At 53.7% G+C, this 14,668-nt stretch carries 16 protein-coding genes and 1 tRNA gene; 5 read left to right on the top strand and 12 right to left on the bottom strand.

Going from position 1 to position 14,668, the window contains the following annotated elements; translation table 11 throughout:
* Window positions 1–466: 466 nt before the first annotated feature.
* Window positions 467–1,636: an Nre family DNA repair protein gene (locus MCON_RS08455; protein ID WP_013719581.1), complete on the bottom strand. Its 1,170-nt coding sequence runs from the start codon at window positions 1,634–1,636 to the stop codon at window positions 467–469.
* Between the two features lie 87 nt (window positions 1,637–1,723).
* Here MCON_RS08455 and hisI point away from each other — a divergent pair, with 87 nt between their 5' ends.
* The 3 genes from hisI (at window position 1,724) to MCON_RS08440 (ending at window position 4,219) form a co-directional block, all read left to right on the top strand.
* Window positions 1,724–2,062, top strand: coding sequence for a phosphoribosyl-AMP cyclohydrolase (hisI, locus tag MCON_RS08450; protein WP_013719580.1), 339 nt, complete (start codon window positions 1,724–1,726; stop codon window positions 2,060–2,062).
* A gap of 11 nt (window positions 2,063–2,073) precedes the next feature.
* Window positions 2,074–3,210 carry a radical SAM/SPASM domain-containing protein gene (locus MCON_RS08445; protein WP_013719579.1) on the top strand — a complete coding sequence of 379 codons (1,137 nt, stop codon included), beginning with the start codon at window positions 2,074–2,076 and terminating at the stop codon, window positions 3,208–3,210.
* A gap of 121 nt (window positions 3,211–3,331) precedes the next feature.
* Window positions 3,332–4,219: a CBS domain-containing protein gene (locus MCON_RS08440; protein ID WP_013719578.1), complete on the top strand. Its 888-nt coding sequence runs from the start codon at window positions 3,332–3,334 to the stop codon at window positions 4,217–4,219.
* Here MCON_RS08440 and pyrH read toward each other — a convergent pair.
* The 7 genes from pyrH to hsp20 form a co-directional block, all read right to left on the bottom strand.
* Complete coding sequence (gene pyrH / locus MCON_RS08435; protein WP_013719577.1) at window positions 4,206–4,880, bottom strand: UMP kinase; 675 nt, start codon at window positions 4,878–4,880, stop codon at window positions 4,206–4,208. The genes MCON_RS08440 and pyrH overlap by 14 nt on opposite strands.
* A 90-nt stretch (window positions 4,881–4,970) precedes the next feature.
* Window positions 4,971–5,690, bottom strand: a complete 720-nt coding sequence (locus MCON_RS16180; protein ID WP_013719576.1) for a hypothetical protein — start codon at window positions 5,688–5,690, stop codon at window positions 4,971–4,973.
* A gap of 111 nt (window positions 5,691–5,801) precedes the next feature.
* Window positions 5,802–6,449 carry an adenylate kinase gene (locus MCON_RS08425; RefSeq protein ID WP_013719575.1) on the bottom strand — a complete coding sequence of 216 codons (648 nt, stop codon included), beginning with the start codon at window positions 6,447–6,449 and terminating at the stop codon, window positions 5,802–5,804.
* Between the two features lie 115 nt (window positions 6,450–6,564).
* Window positions 6,565–7,230 (bottom strand): diacylglycerol/polyprenol kinase family protein, encoded by a 666-nt coding sequence (locus tag MCON_RS08420; protein WP_013719574.1) that lies wholly within the window; start codon window positions 7,228–7,230, stop codon window positions 6,565–6,567.
* 21 nt (window positions 7,231–7,251) lie between these two features.
* Window positions 7,252–8,997 carry a glycine--tRNA ligase gene (glyS, locus tag MCON_RS08415; RefSeq protein ID WP_013719573.1) on the bottom strand — a complete coding sequence of 582 codons (1,746 nt, stop codon included), beginning with the start codon at window positions 8,995–8,997 and terminating at the stop codon, window positions 7,252–7,254.
* Between the two features lie 132 nt (window positions 8,998–9,129).
* Window positions 9,130–9,294: a hypothetical protein gene (locus MCON_RS08410; RefSeq protein WP_157863741.1), complete on the bottom strand. Its 165-nt coding sequence runs from the start codon at window positions 9,292–9,294 to the stop codon at window positions 9,130–9,132.
* Window positions 9,295–9,545: 251 nt separating this feature from the next.
* Complete coding sequence (gene hsp20, locus MCON_RS08405) at window positions 9,546–10,133, bottom strand: archaeal heat shock protein Hsp20 (RefSeq protein ID WP_048132188.1); 588 nt, start codon at window positions 10,131–10,133, stop codon at window positions 9,546–9,548.
* A gap of 260 nt (window positions 10,134–10,393) precedes the next feature.
* Between hsp20 and MCON_RS08400 the strand changes: the two genes are divergently transcribed.
* A complete protein-coding gene (locus tag MCON_RS08400; RefSeq protein WP_013719571.1) occupies window positions 10,394–10,720 on the top strand; it encodes a hypothetical protein in 327 nt (108 codons plus the stop codon).
* Between the two features lie 15 nt (window positions 10,721–10,735).
* Here the strand turns inward: MCON_RS08400 and MCON_RS08395 are convergent.
* The 3 genes from MCON_RS08395 to MCON_RS08385 form a co-directional block, all read right to left on the bottom strand.
* Window positions 10,736–10,808 (bottom strand) — tRNA-Gln (locus MCON_RS08395).
* A gap of 96 nt (window positions 10,809–10,904) precedes the next feature.
* A complete protein-coding gene (locus MCON_RS08390; RefSeq protein WP_232844267.1) occupies window positions 10,905–11,939 on the bottom strand; it encodes a class I SAM-dependent methyltransferase in 1,035 nt (344 codons plus the stop codon).
* Entirely contained in the window at window positions 11,911–13,137 is a 1,227-nt protein-coding gene (locus MCON_RS08385) for a hypothetical protein (RefSeq protein WP_013719569.1), read from the bottom strand. The genes MCON_RS08390 and MCON_RS08385 overlap by 29 nt, the downstream gene beginning before the upstream one ends.
* 159 nt (window positions 13,138–13,296) lie before the next feature.
* Here MCON_RS08385 and MCON_RS08380 point away from each other — a divergent pair, with 159 nt between their 5' ends.
* On the top strand, window positions 13,297–13,932 hold the full coding sequence (locus tag MCON_RS08380; RefSeq protein WP_013719568.1) for a COG1361 family protein: 636 nt from the start codon (window positions 13,297–13,299) through the stop codon (window positions 13,930–13,932).
* 123 nt (window positions 13,933–14,055) lie between these two features.
* Here MCON_RS08380 and pyrE read toward each other — a convergent pair whose 3' ends face one another.
* Window positions 14,056–14,613, bottom strand: coding sequence for an orotate phosphoribosyltransferase (gene pyrE, locus MCON_RS08375; RefSeq protein WP_013719567.1), 558 nt, complete (start codon window positions 14,611–14,613; stop codon window positions 14,056–14,058).
* Window positions 14,614–14,668 lie beyond the last annotated feature (55 nt).

Raw genomic sequence — 14,668 nt, 5'->3', positions numbered from 1 at the left:
CGCCCTGAACGGGCGTCACCTTCTAAATCATTTGAATATCCGAATCATCCAGACCCCCTGGATCCCGGCATTTTTCCGTTTTTTTTAGATCGAGGATCTCATTGAAGCTCTTTGTGCAAGCCTGTTTGAACAAGATCATCTTATAATAAAAGAATATGTACCGAAACACTTATATCTCGGCAATTGCCGTATATAACTAATGGCAAAGGTCGAATCTCATTTCTTTCCCACCCGAAAGCCTGACTTTTGCCTCCCTCCTCATTACATACTTTGATCAGCATTCTTTTCAGGCTTCACGCTATCTGGTATGGGTGAACTTGAATCGCAAATTCTCTGCATCTTTTCGCCTCTGTGGAAAGCCGCTATGCTCTGACCCAACCACAGAGATACAGAGGAACAGAGGCCATATTCTCAGCCTGAACTCATCCACATAATTCAGCGAAGAGCCTCTTTTCATCTTATCGGGCTAGAACTCGTTCAGCCTCTTTTGCGTTGATCCTGTCAGAAGCTCCGCCTTTTTGAGCCAGGAGACTTCAGGGGTATGCAGCCGGCCAGCCATCACCTCTCGAGCGGAGGAGAGGGCGTCAAAGCGCGTGGGATGAGAGCTCATCGCCTTTCGCGCCACCTCCCTCACCACCCAGACCCCTAGAGGTATCCTGTAGTCCTCTGAGATCTCCCTTATCGCCAGCACCCCTGCCTGCCGACCCCAGCGAGAGAGATGCTCCAGCACGGCGAGCCGAGCGGCATAGTAACCGCCGGCCAGAGGGCTGTAGCCCTTTTTGGGACGGGCGTCCTCCCCATCCCGGCCTATAAATCCCTCCTCCGCCCAGAGGGAATGAGGCCGCCAGATCTCAATCAGCTCGAAGCTGAAAGGCCGGGGAGAAAGGAGGACTTCAAAGTGGTTTCCCAGTTCCTCCCCAGAGAACAAATGGTAGCCTTTAACCTCGGGAAAATCAAGAACCTCATCCTTCAGGCTCTTGCCGATCATGTCGTCAGATGCCGTTATGGACCAGCGGGTGGGCACTAGCCTCCTCTTATTGCCGAGCAAGCCTATAGAGAGAAGTCGGGAGAGGTGATCGATATCTATGCCTGCAGAGTAAAGCTCCGCGATTGCCACATCGGCCGGAGCACCCCGGTCCAGGACGATCTGGTCCACCTTGCGGGGGATTAGGGGATTGGTGGTGATCTCCATCTTAGCCAACTCCCCGGATGGACCGGTGGGGGAGAGGACGCCATCGAACTGCAGCCTTCTCCGGGGCGGTTTGATGAAGGAGACCTCCGCTCCCACCGGGGCAGAGGACATAGCGATCTGCTGGCAGGCCTCCAGAAGCTTTCCAGGCTCGCCTGCCTCCAGTACCCTTATCTTCGTCTCGGAACGAACCATCCCCATGCGGGCAGAGATGATCTCATCCATGTTCATCCCCAGATGAGGCAGCTCTTCAGCCTGGACAGATGGGAGGACAGGCCCAGCTCTGACCAGGGGATAGCCGGACCGGCCCACGAAGACCTCCGGTGGGGTGAATCCCTCCATGCGACTGCCGATCTTGGGGAGGGATACCAGCTCCTCCAGCCGGCGGACTATGGGGCAGACCGGCTGGCCGCACTCTCCCCGGCCCTTGCAGGTGATGCAACTCACAATTCTCCGTTCTCTCTCATCTGAAAAATGTCTTCCCTTCCTTCTGGGCAAGGCCCTTATAGGAAATATCCACTATGATTTTTCTATATGAACGAGAGGTTGATTCCGGCCATCGCCCAGGACTGGAGGACAGGAGAGGTGCTGATGCTGGCCTATATGAACGATGAGGCTCTGGCCAAGACCCAAGAGACCGGCAAGGCTCATTACTGGTCCAGATCGCGAAATAAGATATGGCTTAAGGGGGAGTCCTCAGGCCACTTTCAGCTTGTCAGGGAGATAAGGGTGGACTGCGATGAGGATGCCATACTGCTCCTGATCGAGCAGGAGGGCGGTGCCTGCCATACAGGTTATAGATCCTGCTTTTATCGCACCATTGATGGCCGGGTGGTGGGGGAGAAGGTCTTCGATCCCCACGATGTCTATTGAGGAAAGCGAGGATGAATCCAGGCCAGATCGATCCAGAACCGAGTTCCGACACCATCACGGGCAGGTCCTATCCCCTTTATCGCAGCCCTCTGGTCCGGGCGGATGCCAGGCTGGAGGGGGATCGGGTGAAGATCAGGGTTACAGGACCACTTGCCAGCTTGCCCGCTATCAGATCCAGCATGGAGCTTTTCGATGGCCAGCTGGCGGTGCGGGCAGGAACAGAGCAGCTCTCCCTATCAACCTGGATTCCTCCCCTGCCAGGCAAAGCATTTGACCGGCTGGCAAATAGTCGCATCCGGGCTCTCATGGGCCTGCGCACCCCGGACCAGGTGACAATCTCCATCACCGAGGAATGCCCTAACCGCTGCTCGCATTGCGCCCTGCCCAACTCCGGAAACCGGCTGCGCCTCGATCCGAACGCAGTCCAAGACCTCATAAGCCAGGTTCTGGACATGGGAACCTCCCTGGTGATATTCGATGGGGGAGAGCCGACCCTATATCGAGAACTGCCGGAGCTGGTGAGACATGTGGACGACAGAGCCATATCCACCCTCTTCACCTCTGGAGCGGGATTTACCCTCTCCCTGGCAGAGCGGCTAAAAGATGCTGGCCTTTATGCGGTCAATGTCAGCCTGGACAGCCCCCTGGCTGAGGAGCACGATGCCATGCGGGGAAGGGAGGGCGTCTTCTCCGAGGCGATGCAGGCGGTGAAAAATGCCCTTCTGGCTGGACTGTTGGTTGACCTTTATGTCGTAGTTCGCCGGGAAAACCTCTGCCATCTGGAGAGGTTTCACCAGCTGGCCAGAAGCACAGGAGCGCATGAGCTGACACTATTCGAGGTGGTATCCACTGGCCGCTGGTCCGGTCGCGAGGGCCTGGCCCTGACCTCTGCGGAGCACGCCCATCTGGCGGAATTCGTCTCCTCCAGGGGAGCGCCCAGGATCTTCTCCGTTCCCGACGCCTATCGACGCTTTGGCTGCTTTGCGGCCAGAAGCTGGATGCATGTAACTCCCTCAGGAGAGGTCTATCCCTGCTCCTGCTACCCGGAGTCCTGGGGCAACATTATGAAAGAACCGATGAAGAGAATCTGGCAGCGAATGGGACGATTTCCGCACAAAGGGAAGAAGATATGCCCTATGAGGAAATAAAACAATTTTTCTGCCATTAAACAAGATTTTAACTGTTCAAGGAGGAACATGAGCAGGATTAAAATTAAACGGAATTTTCATAAGTCCCCTACAATCAATAGATCTATATAGGACATTAATCATGAACAATCTTGATCTAACCATGGATTTGACACCTGTTCAAAGAGATATACTAACCGCGCTGATCAACATCTATCGTGTTGAAGGAAGAGCAGTTAAGGGCGAAGAGATCGCCGAGCTTATAGACCGCAATCCGGGAACCATCCGAAATCAGATGCAATCCCTGAAAGCCCTCAATCTGGTGGAGGGGGTGCCTGGCCCCAAGGGGGGCTACAGGGCCACAGGATCCGCCTATGAGGCGCTCAATGTCGAGGCCACGGGGGATGTGGTGACCGTACCCGTTCTCAGGAATGGCGTGCTAATGGAGGGAACCACCGCCAGCGAGATCATATTCAACAAGGTGATGCACACTCAGCTATGCGATGGCGTGATCCGAATCATCGGCAACATCAGAGACTTCAATGTGGGCGATGAGGTAGAAGTGGGACCCACTCCCGTCAACAAGCTCTACATTCGGGGCACCGTCCGGGGCAGGGATGACACCATGAGCCGGCTGATGATCCACGTGGACGCGATGATATCCGTGCCCAAGCTGGCCATTAAGAAGATCGCCCGTCGCGCAGTGCGCATTCCCCCTGGAGCTTCCATGCAGGAGGCAGCGCGCATTCTGGTGCACAACGGCGTTCAGGAGGCACTCGTCGAGGACAGCTCCCCGGGGATGGTCAACCAGACGGACATCGTCCGGGCGATAGCGGACGGAAAGGGGGATCAGGAAGCGAGAGAGTTCATGAGCCGGGGATTTTTGACCATCGACTCCGAGGATACCATCTACGAGGCGATCAAGATGCTGGGCAAGACCGGCTCTGGCCAGCTGGTAGTCTCAGAGGACGGCACCCTCTGGGGATTCGTCTCCCCAGCGGACCTGATCAAAACCCTCACCCCTGCCTGATCTCAGTTCCACTGTGCCCACCCAGGGCACCTTTTTTCAGGTTTTCGATTTTTTTTCCGAAGACGATGGCGGTGGGAATCCGGCTTCGCTCTATGATCTTGGCTGCCAGGGGATCGACAGGGGAGCGGGAGCCGGCTTTCATATCCGTCTGGGCGGCCATTCTCGATAGCTCTCCGTGGGTCATACTGGCGATCTTCTCCGCTTTGGGATCTTTTTCCGGATCGGCGGTGTAGACCCCATCCACAGAGGTGGCGATGATCAATTTATTGGCGCCCACATACTCTGCCAGCAGGGCGGCGACAGCGTCTGTGGTCTGTCCGGGGGCCACTCCGCCCATGACCACGATCCTGCCGGGGCAGGCCAGGCGAGCGGCCTGGGCATAGGTCTCCGGGATCTCCTGGGGGGCAGCTCGTCCGAAGGCAGCGATGAGCAGTGCTGAGTTGAGCTTTGTAGCCCCGATGCCGATGAGGTCGCAGAACATCTCCGAGGCGCCCAGGGCACGGGCCTTCTCGATGTACTCGCGGGCAATCCTGCCCCCGCCCACCACGACGTAGATCTGGTGCGCTTTTGCTAGCTCTTTTAAGGCATCGGCGTACTCCTGCAGGCTTTTTGCATCGCGACCGGCGAGGATTGAGCCTCCCAGGGAATAGACAAGTATCATGAGGAGGGGCTAGCGGCGGGAGGGGATAAAAAGGTTGCTGGGGCACAAAATTACATTTAATCAAGAGAATGGAGAGGATGATCCATCCTCTCAATAGGGGCGACCACAGCATGGGCAAATCCCACCGCTGCCTCCTCCACCACAATTGCCCACATAGAAGGTCAGAGTATCGCTATAAGGACCGTTATCTATCTTATATCTCATTCTATGTGTTCCTGATGTATCGGCGAAGAACCAGGCTCGATATTGCCTAAATGCTGCCACAGTTCCATAATAGTAGGTGCGGACCTGATTGTTCGGATAAAGTTCCTCCATGATTAATTGTCCGGAATCTGAAGGTATAAAGGACAACCTAGCATAACGATTGCACGGGATATTGACTGAACGCCAATTCTGGTTGCCATCTCGAGAGACAATCCAGAAAATGTTCCTACTACTACCACCCGCGGCCATTGAATATGCTATATCGCGTTTGGCATATTGAGCAGAGTCTTCTTCAATTAATGTAGATGAGCTTTCTGAGATACTGCTCGGGAAGACGGCTTCATCACTTGATGTCATCTCTGCAGGAATTGGAGACCCCCAGGAATTGCTTCCGCCGTAATCATTGCTGCTCGATCCGATATTACCATCTCCACCACCTGAACCGCTATCCCAGCTTCCTGTGTCCGCGCCACTCCAATCGCCATCCCAACTACCGGCTCCTTCATCCACCCAGCCGCTGCTGTCGTCCCAAGGCTGTGCCGCATAGATTGCTGCCGTCGATATCATCAAAGCTAATAACAAAGAGATTTTTGCAATGCCGATCATGCCTTTGCCTCCAATATAACTATTAATGAGAATGATAGTATTTGAATATGTTGTCAATTTAATCTAACAGAGGTTGGCCAAAAATTTTTTAAAAAAATGATATCGAAGGCTCTATGCCCTCTTGTCCAGTGCCTTGACGACCTCGCCGAAGATAGCCTTGATGTCGCCCACGCCAAGCACCGTGGCCACAATGCCACGCTTGTTGTAGTAGTCAATCAGGGGCTGGGTCTGGGCGTGATAGGCAGACAGCCTCTGCTTGACCGTCTCCTCGTTGTCATCCGCCCTCTGGTAGAGGTCCGCTCCGCAGGCATCGCACTTTCCTTCAACCTTTGGCGGATTGAACTGAACGTGATAGGTGGTGCCGCACTTGCACATCCTTCTTCCTGTGACCCTCTTGACCAGTTCCTCATCGGGAACATCGATATTCAAGACCACATCGATCTTCTGGCCCAGAGTGGGCAGAATTTTGTCCAGAGCCTCCGCCTGGGGCATGGTTCTGGGGAATCCGTCCAGCATCCATCCGCCCTTAACGTCATCCTTAGCCAGGCGATCTTTGATGATATCGATCAACAGGGCATCCGGAACCAGCTTTCCTGCATCCATGAACTTCTTGGCCTCAACCCCCAGGGGGGTGCCGCTGCGGACGTTCTCCCTCAGAATGTCACCGGTAGAGACGTGGGTGACCTTGTACTTGTCGGCAATCATCTTAGCCTGTGTGCCCTTGCCGGATCCCGGCGGGCCGAGCAGTATAATATTCATTTATCCAATCCTCCTATTCCCATAACCCAGCAGCCATTTGCTGCTTTTGAGCGCTGAAAGAGTACAATCCCCAGACTAAAAAACCTTTTCCATTGACCCCAAATGAGGAGGAGCTCTAAAAAAATGCTGCAGCCCCGGTCATCACCAGGCCGGAGAACACCGGTATGGAGAAGTTATCATCAAGGCTATTGCCGTTTATGATCACTGCCACGCCGTCGGCAATCGTTGCCGCAGCCGCTCCAGCCAGATAGACCGGAAAGGAGAGTTGGGTGATGCCCGAGACCAGATATCCGATCAGAAGACAGCTGGAGAACATGACGGCCATGATCGGAAGGGACTTGCAGCCCCACATCTTCCTTCTGCCTCGCACATCGGCGTTGGCCAGAATCGATCCTGCGAGGCCGCTGATGGTGTCGCCCAAAGAGAGAAACAGCACGGCGTTCACCGCTATCATCTTAGGAAGAAAAACGACGCACAGGAGGCAGCCAGTGATGTAATAGACGAAGCTGGCCACCTTGTGCTCCTCCTGGGCTCGCACCTCTGGAAGACGGATTTTTCCCTTCAGCCTCTGCCACTCTAGAATCAGAGAGATAGCCAGAGCAAGGGCCACAAAGGCGATGGTAAAGCTCCTGCCCAAGAGCAGAAGAGAGAGAGGGACAGAGAGGCCAGAGAGGTGAATGGCCTTTCTTCTCGCCTCCCCTATTAGCTTTTTCTGCCAGTCGGCGACGATATCAGGCAGGGATAGGACTCCCACCGAACGCTCCTTTCCCGAGATATCCATTTTCCACTCGCCTTTTTCCAATCAATCATTCTTTGCTGAACGGACCGGATCGCCAGCATCCTGGAACAGAAGGTCCCCATTGAGAAGGGCCTGCAACTTGTCGACAACCTGCCAGCGAGCAACCCTGACCTGGCTCATGCTATCCCTATCCCTGATGGTGACAGTGCCCTCTTCAATGGTCTCATAGTCAATAGTGACCTCATAGGGGGTCCCGATCTCATCGTTGCGTCGGTAGCGCCTTCCGATGGATCCCGAGGTGTCATAGTCAGTTCGCATGCCCCGGGAACGCAATTCCTCCAGGATCTTCTTTGCTGGTCCGACCAGCTCGCTTCTATCCATTAAGGGGAGAACCGCCACCTCAATTGGCGCAACCTGAGGCTTGAACCGGAGAACCGCTCTTTTCTCTCCATCGATCTCATCCTCATAGTAGGAGTGATCCAGGATGGAATAGAGTATCCGATCGATGCCAAAGGAGGGCTCTATCACATGAGGCACCACCTCCTCTCCCCGCACCTCCTCCTCCACGCTCTCAAAGGAAACCAGACTTCGGTCGATATCTATCGTCTCCCCATCAATATTTACCTGAATCTTCTCACCGGCCAATTGCTCTGGTGCCAGAGCGCGAAGGGCTTCTCCAACCGCTTTGGCCTTCGACTTGAACATCGGCCCCAAAGCCTTGAAATCAGGCTTGACCACGGTCTTCTTCCTCTTCTTCGGCTGGCCATAGTTCACAAAGACAGAGAGGTTCACCTTGCTGACTGTTGTATGGGCTTTGAGGTCATAGTCGGTCCTGTCTGCCACCCCCACCAGCTCTATCCAGCCCAGACGGTCCAAAAGGACCTCCGCATCCCAGCAGTCAGCAGCATAATGGGCCATCTCATCGGACTTGTGCTGTCGGAAGCGGAGCTTTTGCGGGTCTATGCCCACCGCCAGGAGGTACTGATAGGTCCTGGCCACATAATAGGCCAGGGTCTGGTGAGCGACAACTCCCCTCTCCACCGCTTCGCCAAAGCTCATCTCCTCCTCCACCCCCTTCTCCTGCGCCTCCTGGGAGTAGAACTTCATCCGGATTGCCTTGACCTCATCGAATCTGGGATGGGTCTTGTCTCTTGGGTCGATGAAGATCTCTGCCTCGGCCTGGGTGAACTCCCTCAATCTGATCACACCCTGGCGGGGGGAGATCTCATTTCGATAGGACTTGCCAATCTGCACTGCCGCGAATGGAAGAGCCCCCCGGAAGTAGCGCAGGAGCCGGGGGAAGTTGATGAACATCCCCTGGGCAGTCTCCGGCCGCATGTAGCCGGTCATCTTGTTTCCCGGGCCGATCATGGTCTTGAACATGAGATTGAACTCATAGACACTGGAGAGCTCGCCGCCGCACTCCGGACAGGTGATCTCATTCTCCTGCATGCAGCGATAGATCTCCTCATTCGTCAGGGCATCGGGAACCTCTATGATATGCTTTATCAGGTGATCCGCCCGGTATACCTCCTTGCATTCCTTGCATCCGGTGAGGGGATCAGAAAAGCCGCTCAGATGGCCTGAAGCCTGGAAGATGCCCTCCACCCCGATGGTTGGGGCCTCGATCTCTGCAAACCCTTCGGCAATTACGAAGTACTGCCGCCAGATGTCTTCAATGCGCCTCTTGAGGGGTGCTCCCAGAGGGCCGTAATCATAAAATCCCGCGGCTCCGCCATAGAGCTCGAAAGCGGGCCAGAGAAAGCCACGCCTGCGGGCAAGCTCATTTACCAACTCATTCCTGTCCATTTCCCAATCCTCGGTATGGTTTCAGAATACCGGGGGTGATTTAATCTTTGTTATTAAAAAAGAGGGCGTTTTGCATATCTCTGGATAGGCCGATATCATCCCTTTGCTTTGTCTGGATTTTTGCCACTCTATCTAGCAGGAGGCAGAGAACGCCAGGAGCATAACGAAGGCAGCCATAACAGTACATAGGAGGATTACATCCCCATACTTGCCGTGCATAATCCTGCTGAGGCCCAAAAGTATGCCCTTTTGACCCCCATCTCCAAGCTCAATCCCCTGACCCCAAATCTCACTCATCTGCTGCATGTAATCCACATAATACGAAATCATTTAAGTAATTGTTTTTCACATTGGCCTTTTATTAGAGCATTATCCCATCATTTTAGATCATATGAGTTTCATATAGCCCATATCTAGGCATAATATGTAAAATTACTCGCTGATTATCATCGATTCCGCGATATGCGGCAGATCACTGAACGGGCCGAAGAAAAATAATCAGAGCAGGACGACATAGTCCCGCCCATTGTGGACCTCTTTCATCCACCTCAGTCTATCTTCACCTCTTTTCCTTTTCTCTTCTCCTTTTTATCCAGCTCCAGAGTGAGTATGCCGTTCTTGTAAGAGGCCTTGGCGCTATCCGGATCTATGGTGGAGTCCAGATATATCATCTTGTAGAACTTCTTCTCGTCATCGGTCTTGATCTCCACGCTGTCATCCGCTACATCCAGCTTTACCTTCTCCTTTTCAACTCCTGGGAGCTCGACGAATACCTTGAACTTGTCCTTCTCGCTCATGACGTCGACCAATGGCTCTCTGCCCTCGCTGGGCTCAATTCCCCGATGAGAGGGCTTGATGTTGCCAAACTCCTGGAATATGGGCTCCTTTCCCGGCTCTGCAGTGTAGCTGAAGCCATAGACGAAGGGGCCATAGCGGCGAGATACGCCAGAGGGAGTCTTCTCCTCCCGAACAAGTTCATTGAACTCCGAGGGCATAGATTCCTCGAACCTCTGGATCATGCTCTCAAAGGGCTCTTTGAACCAATCATCCTCGAACCTCTCCTTTCTCTCGAAGGGGAAGCCCTTTGTGAAACTCTCAAATATATCGAATATAGATGGATATTTCTTGTCCCACATATCTATTTCACCTCACAATTACTTTTGCATACTAACCATAAGATAGTGATAGGATATAAATTTTTGCTTTCTCATCCCGTCTCAGCTAATACATGGTTTAGGCCACATCCCCTTTGAGCACGCGAGCATCCGGGGAAGAACAACAATGTTCAATAGGAAGGAGAGATTAATAACAATAGCTATTAAGCAGCAAATGGCCGGAACAGGTGGATGAAGAAGATACAGCCAGAGTATTTTATTTAAAAAGGATGTGAGTTCTTATGGTTTATGGCTTGGTTCAGTTTGAGGCGGAGATCCAGAGCTTGAATCAGATCCGGTCCAGAGTGATCTACGCAGAATCGGATGGCCCCTGGATTGAGGGGAGGGTGGAGGACCTTATGGTCCACTTCACCTATGCCAGCTGGACGGCATATAACCTTGGCTATGCATTATCTATGTTCCTCTCCAGCAAAGAAGAAGACCTGGGCAGGAGCATATCGGAGATGATGACCAGAATGATCTCCTCCATGGGGGCAATCCAGCTGGCAGAGATCAGGCTCACCCCAGAGGCCATCAATGAACTGAAGAAAGATCGCATTGAGCCATAATTCAAGACGAGAGAATAGCCCGGCCAGGATTCGAACCTAGGTAAGGAGGTCCAGAGCCTCCTGTGATTGACCGCTACACTACCGGGCTTCGCCACTAACCTTGCAACAGGTAGTTATTAATCTATCGATCCGCTGCCCCTAAAGCCAGATGAGCGTCTGCTGACGGCGCGGACGTTCTCAATGGCTATTTGATCCTGGCATCCACCACAGAGTGAACCACTCCTGGAGAGTACTTCTTGACCCGGATACAGCCTAAAATCTCAGATCGTCTCCCCAAAGCTCTTGCTGCCTCCTCAATGTCGCATACCGCTCTTTTTGGGTGCATCCAGGAGGGCACAGTCTGATGATAATGCAGCACTCCGCCGGAGCGCAGAGCCCCGATCCCCTTCAGAAGATATCGATCCGTTACCTGAACCATGCCCATCACCACCCTGTCAGCCACCCCCTCTGGGGTCACTTTCGCGCAATCACCCAGAACGGGCTCCACGATCCTCTCTACCCCATTCTTTTTGATATTCAGACAGAGGTAGTGGTAAGCATTGGGGTTCAGCTCAATGGCCAGGACCTTCCTGGGCCGGGAATGGACGGCCATGGGAAGAGAGAAATAGCCGATACCTGCGAACATGTCCACCACGTACTCTCCCCGGCCGAGATTGCCCATGCGCATGCGCTCATTCAGATTGCCTGCTGAGAACATCACCTTCCTGGCATCAAGATGAAAGGTGACCCCATTCTCTCGATGCACGGTCTCCGTTCTTGTGCCTGCGATGATCTCCCGCACCGGCTCTCTGAAAGGACCCTCTATGCCATAGTCGCGCAACACTGTATGACAGCGAGGATAAAAGTTCAAAAGGGCCCGTGCTATGCGATCCTGGTGAGAGTCAAGGCGAGGATGGATCTTGACCACTATCACATCCCCCTGGATATGCCATCCACGAGGAAGAAGCTCCATCTCCTCTGGCAACAGCTGGTCACTCATAGCTTCTGCCAGATCTGGAGCCCTTCGATAGTACATCGGACTCTCCTGAGATATGACAAGTAAACCGGGGATGTTGCACCTGACCGGTATCTCCACATGACCGCTCTTCTCCACCACCTTGCGGCCGCGATCAAGGAAGCCTTGAGCTATGACCATCTTCAGAGTAGCTGGCGCATCCTCTCTCTTCGCCCTCACCGCCAGAAGGGGCGGACTAGGATTTTTCGGCGTAGCTCTGCTCAAACTTCACGCCATCCCCGGTCAGATTCAAGCTCAAGATCAGGGTATCATTCTTGCGAGTGACAAGGTAATCCTGGCTATGGACCTGCAGACTGGTATCATAATCCTCAGTGCCCGAAAAGTTAAGGGTCAAGGGGACCTGGGACCAGTTGTTAAGCAGATAGATCTTCACGCTGGCGTCTGTGCTGGTGTTCATCCTCACCAGGGTATCAGTACCATGAGCTATGGTGACGATTCCTCCCCTGGCGCTTATGCTCTCATCGATGTTTGAGGGCAGCTTCATCTCAATTAGATTGGGCATCCCATGAGGATTGCTTATGTCAAAGCCCAGGTAGCTTTCGTTGCTGGAATTGATCAGATAAGCAGAATAATCAACAAAAATCAGAGGCTTGCTTGACGAATTTTGGGGAATGCCGCCGGATAATATATAGCCTCCCACCGCCATCAGCATGATCAAACCAGCCAGAGCTGCTACTATCATCTCTTTGCTCATTCTTCCTTTCGCAGGGAGCGATGGTGGCTCTTTTCCCGAGGATGGGGCAAAGGTGGCGGTGGCAGAGGGCTTTGGAGGAGCGGCTTCTTCCGCCTTCGCGACGGGAGGCTCGGGCAAGTCAGCTTCCTCATCCTCAGTTGCGGTTGTATTCGCGGCCTTTTCGAATATACGGGAATAGGATTCCGGCCTGGGCTCAGGTGCGGCTTTGTCTTCGGGTTCCGCTGAAAATTCTATATCCTCCTCCGTCTCGAAGGAGGCAGCTTCCCCTTCCTCGGTGGGGGGCACCGTCGTCTCGGCAAGAGAGGGGGTCTTCCTGCGGGTGGGGAGGACCGCTGCCCCTTCATCGAAGTTCAGAATCAGATCGGTATACGTTCCCGTGGAATCCACGAACTTGAGGGCGCGCGGAACCAGGTAAGAGACGCCGGATATCTTGACCTCCTCGAAGAACTCGGTGTTCTTCATCAGGCGATCCTTGAATGCATAGACGGCACCGCTCTCCATCTTTGCATCGATCTCGCTTAAGCTGGGGAAGCGGTCCTCCTGCGCGGCCAACTCTTTGGTGGCGACGACATAAGCCTCGAAGAAAACCCGGCTCATTCGATTGAGCCTGTTGGTGTAGCGCCTATCGAAGAGGAAGGAGAAGCTATCCCCTTTGAGCTGCAAGCTCTCTTCGCGCGAATGCCGCCAGGCAGAGAAAGAGACGTCCATTAGATATGCATATCTTCAATCCAAATAAGTATTTTATGTATGGCCAGATTGAATTTCTCCTCTCCAGAGATAGAAATCGTGATCAATACCGTGAATAGATCTCATATAAATCTCGTATGACAGCTATCTTTAAATCTCGCCGGAAAAAATATGGAGTCGATGAAACACTTGGGATTGGTGTGGGTTCTTTTGCTCCTGGGGATTGGAGCGTTAATGGGACCGGCTACGGCACAGCTGACAGCCGGCCAGAGCGTACCTCCATCGGTGAACTTGGGCGATAGTGCAATGGTTACAGTTACGCTGACCTATTACGGCAACAATGCCACTCAAGCGGTAATCACTCCCGGACTTCCTCCTGGGATTGAGACCAGCTATCCACAAGGCCAGACAGCGCAGCTATATCCTGGCATAACAGCGCCCATCAGCTATCCCATAAGAGCAATTCAGTGTGGCACTTATGTTATAGCTTCTCATGTATCGTATTCCGAAGATGGGACCTGGAGGAATTTGTGGCTGGAGTCGCCCCTCACAGTAATCGGACAGCCAACGCCGCAACCCGGCCAGATGGATCCCGCTGGCATGGGGCCTCTGCCTGGAGACACTCCGCAGGGGATGAATGGATCTGAATCGTATCCTCCCGGCTCTGTGCCGGCAAATCAGAGCGTTTGGGAGCCTAACAGCCCTCTGCCCATAAGTCCGGATGACAATGGCGATGCCCACCCGGGGGATGCCCCTGATTTGCAGGACCAGACACCGGATCAGATGCCTGAGACAGATAAGAATCGAAACCATTGAAATGGGGCCCCAGGATTTGAAGTACCGACCCTGAAGACGACCCGGATTGCATGGCGGAGCATGTGCTCTAAAAGCCTTGATCCCAAGGCCGAATCCCAGCACAATTGATTTTCAGGTTTTTTATCATTCCGCCTTTTTCTTATCCAGTCCCAGATCGCTGCGATCATATAGCGCCTGCAGGGAGAAGCCGCGCTCTTCGATAACCTCCCGTCCGCCCTCCTCGCGGTCGAGTATTGTCAGTGCCTGAACCGGCTCATAGCCGGCAGCGGCAATCCGGTCAATGGCTCTTAATAGTGAGGCTCCGGAGGTTACCACATCCTCCACCACCGCCACCTTTGACCCCTTCTCCAGCGCGGGCCCTTCCACATAGCTCATGGTGCCATGCTTCTTGGGCTCCTTTCGCACGATCAGCGCTGCCAGCCCTCTGCCCTGCAGATGGCTCAGGACGGATATGGATGAGACAATGGGGTCTGCTCCCAAGGTTAGCCCGCCGATTGCCGATACCTGCGGATGGATCTGCTCCAGCATCAGCTTGGCGGTAAGATAGGCCCCTTCCGGGCTCAATGTGACCCTTTTGCAGTCTATGTAGTAGTCGCTCTTCCTGCCCGAGGAGAGAGTGACCGGCCTTATCTCCAGCGATCTCTCAATCAGCAGCTCGAGGAGGCGATCTCTATCATTCACGTTCAAATCCCTCTTATTCTGAATGCATAGCTGAGGAAGAGGTGATAATCCTTGC

Origin of the sequence: Methanothrix soehngenii GP6 (assembly GCF_000204415.1) — an archaeon.
Taxonomy (GTDB): Archaea; Halobacteriota; Methanosarcinia; order Methanotrichales; family Methanotrichaceae; genus Methanothrix; species Methanothrix soehngenii.
The sequence above is the reverse complement of the archived record's forward strand: the minus strand, read 5'-3'. Positions and strand labels throughout refer to the sequence as shown.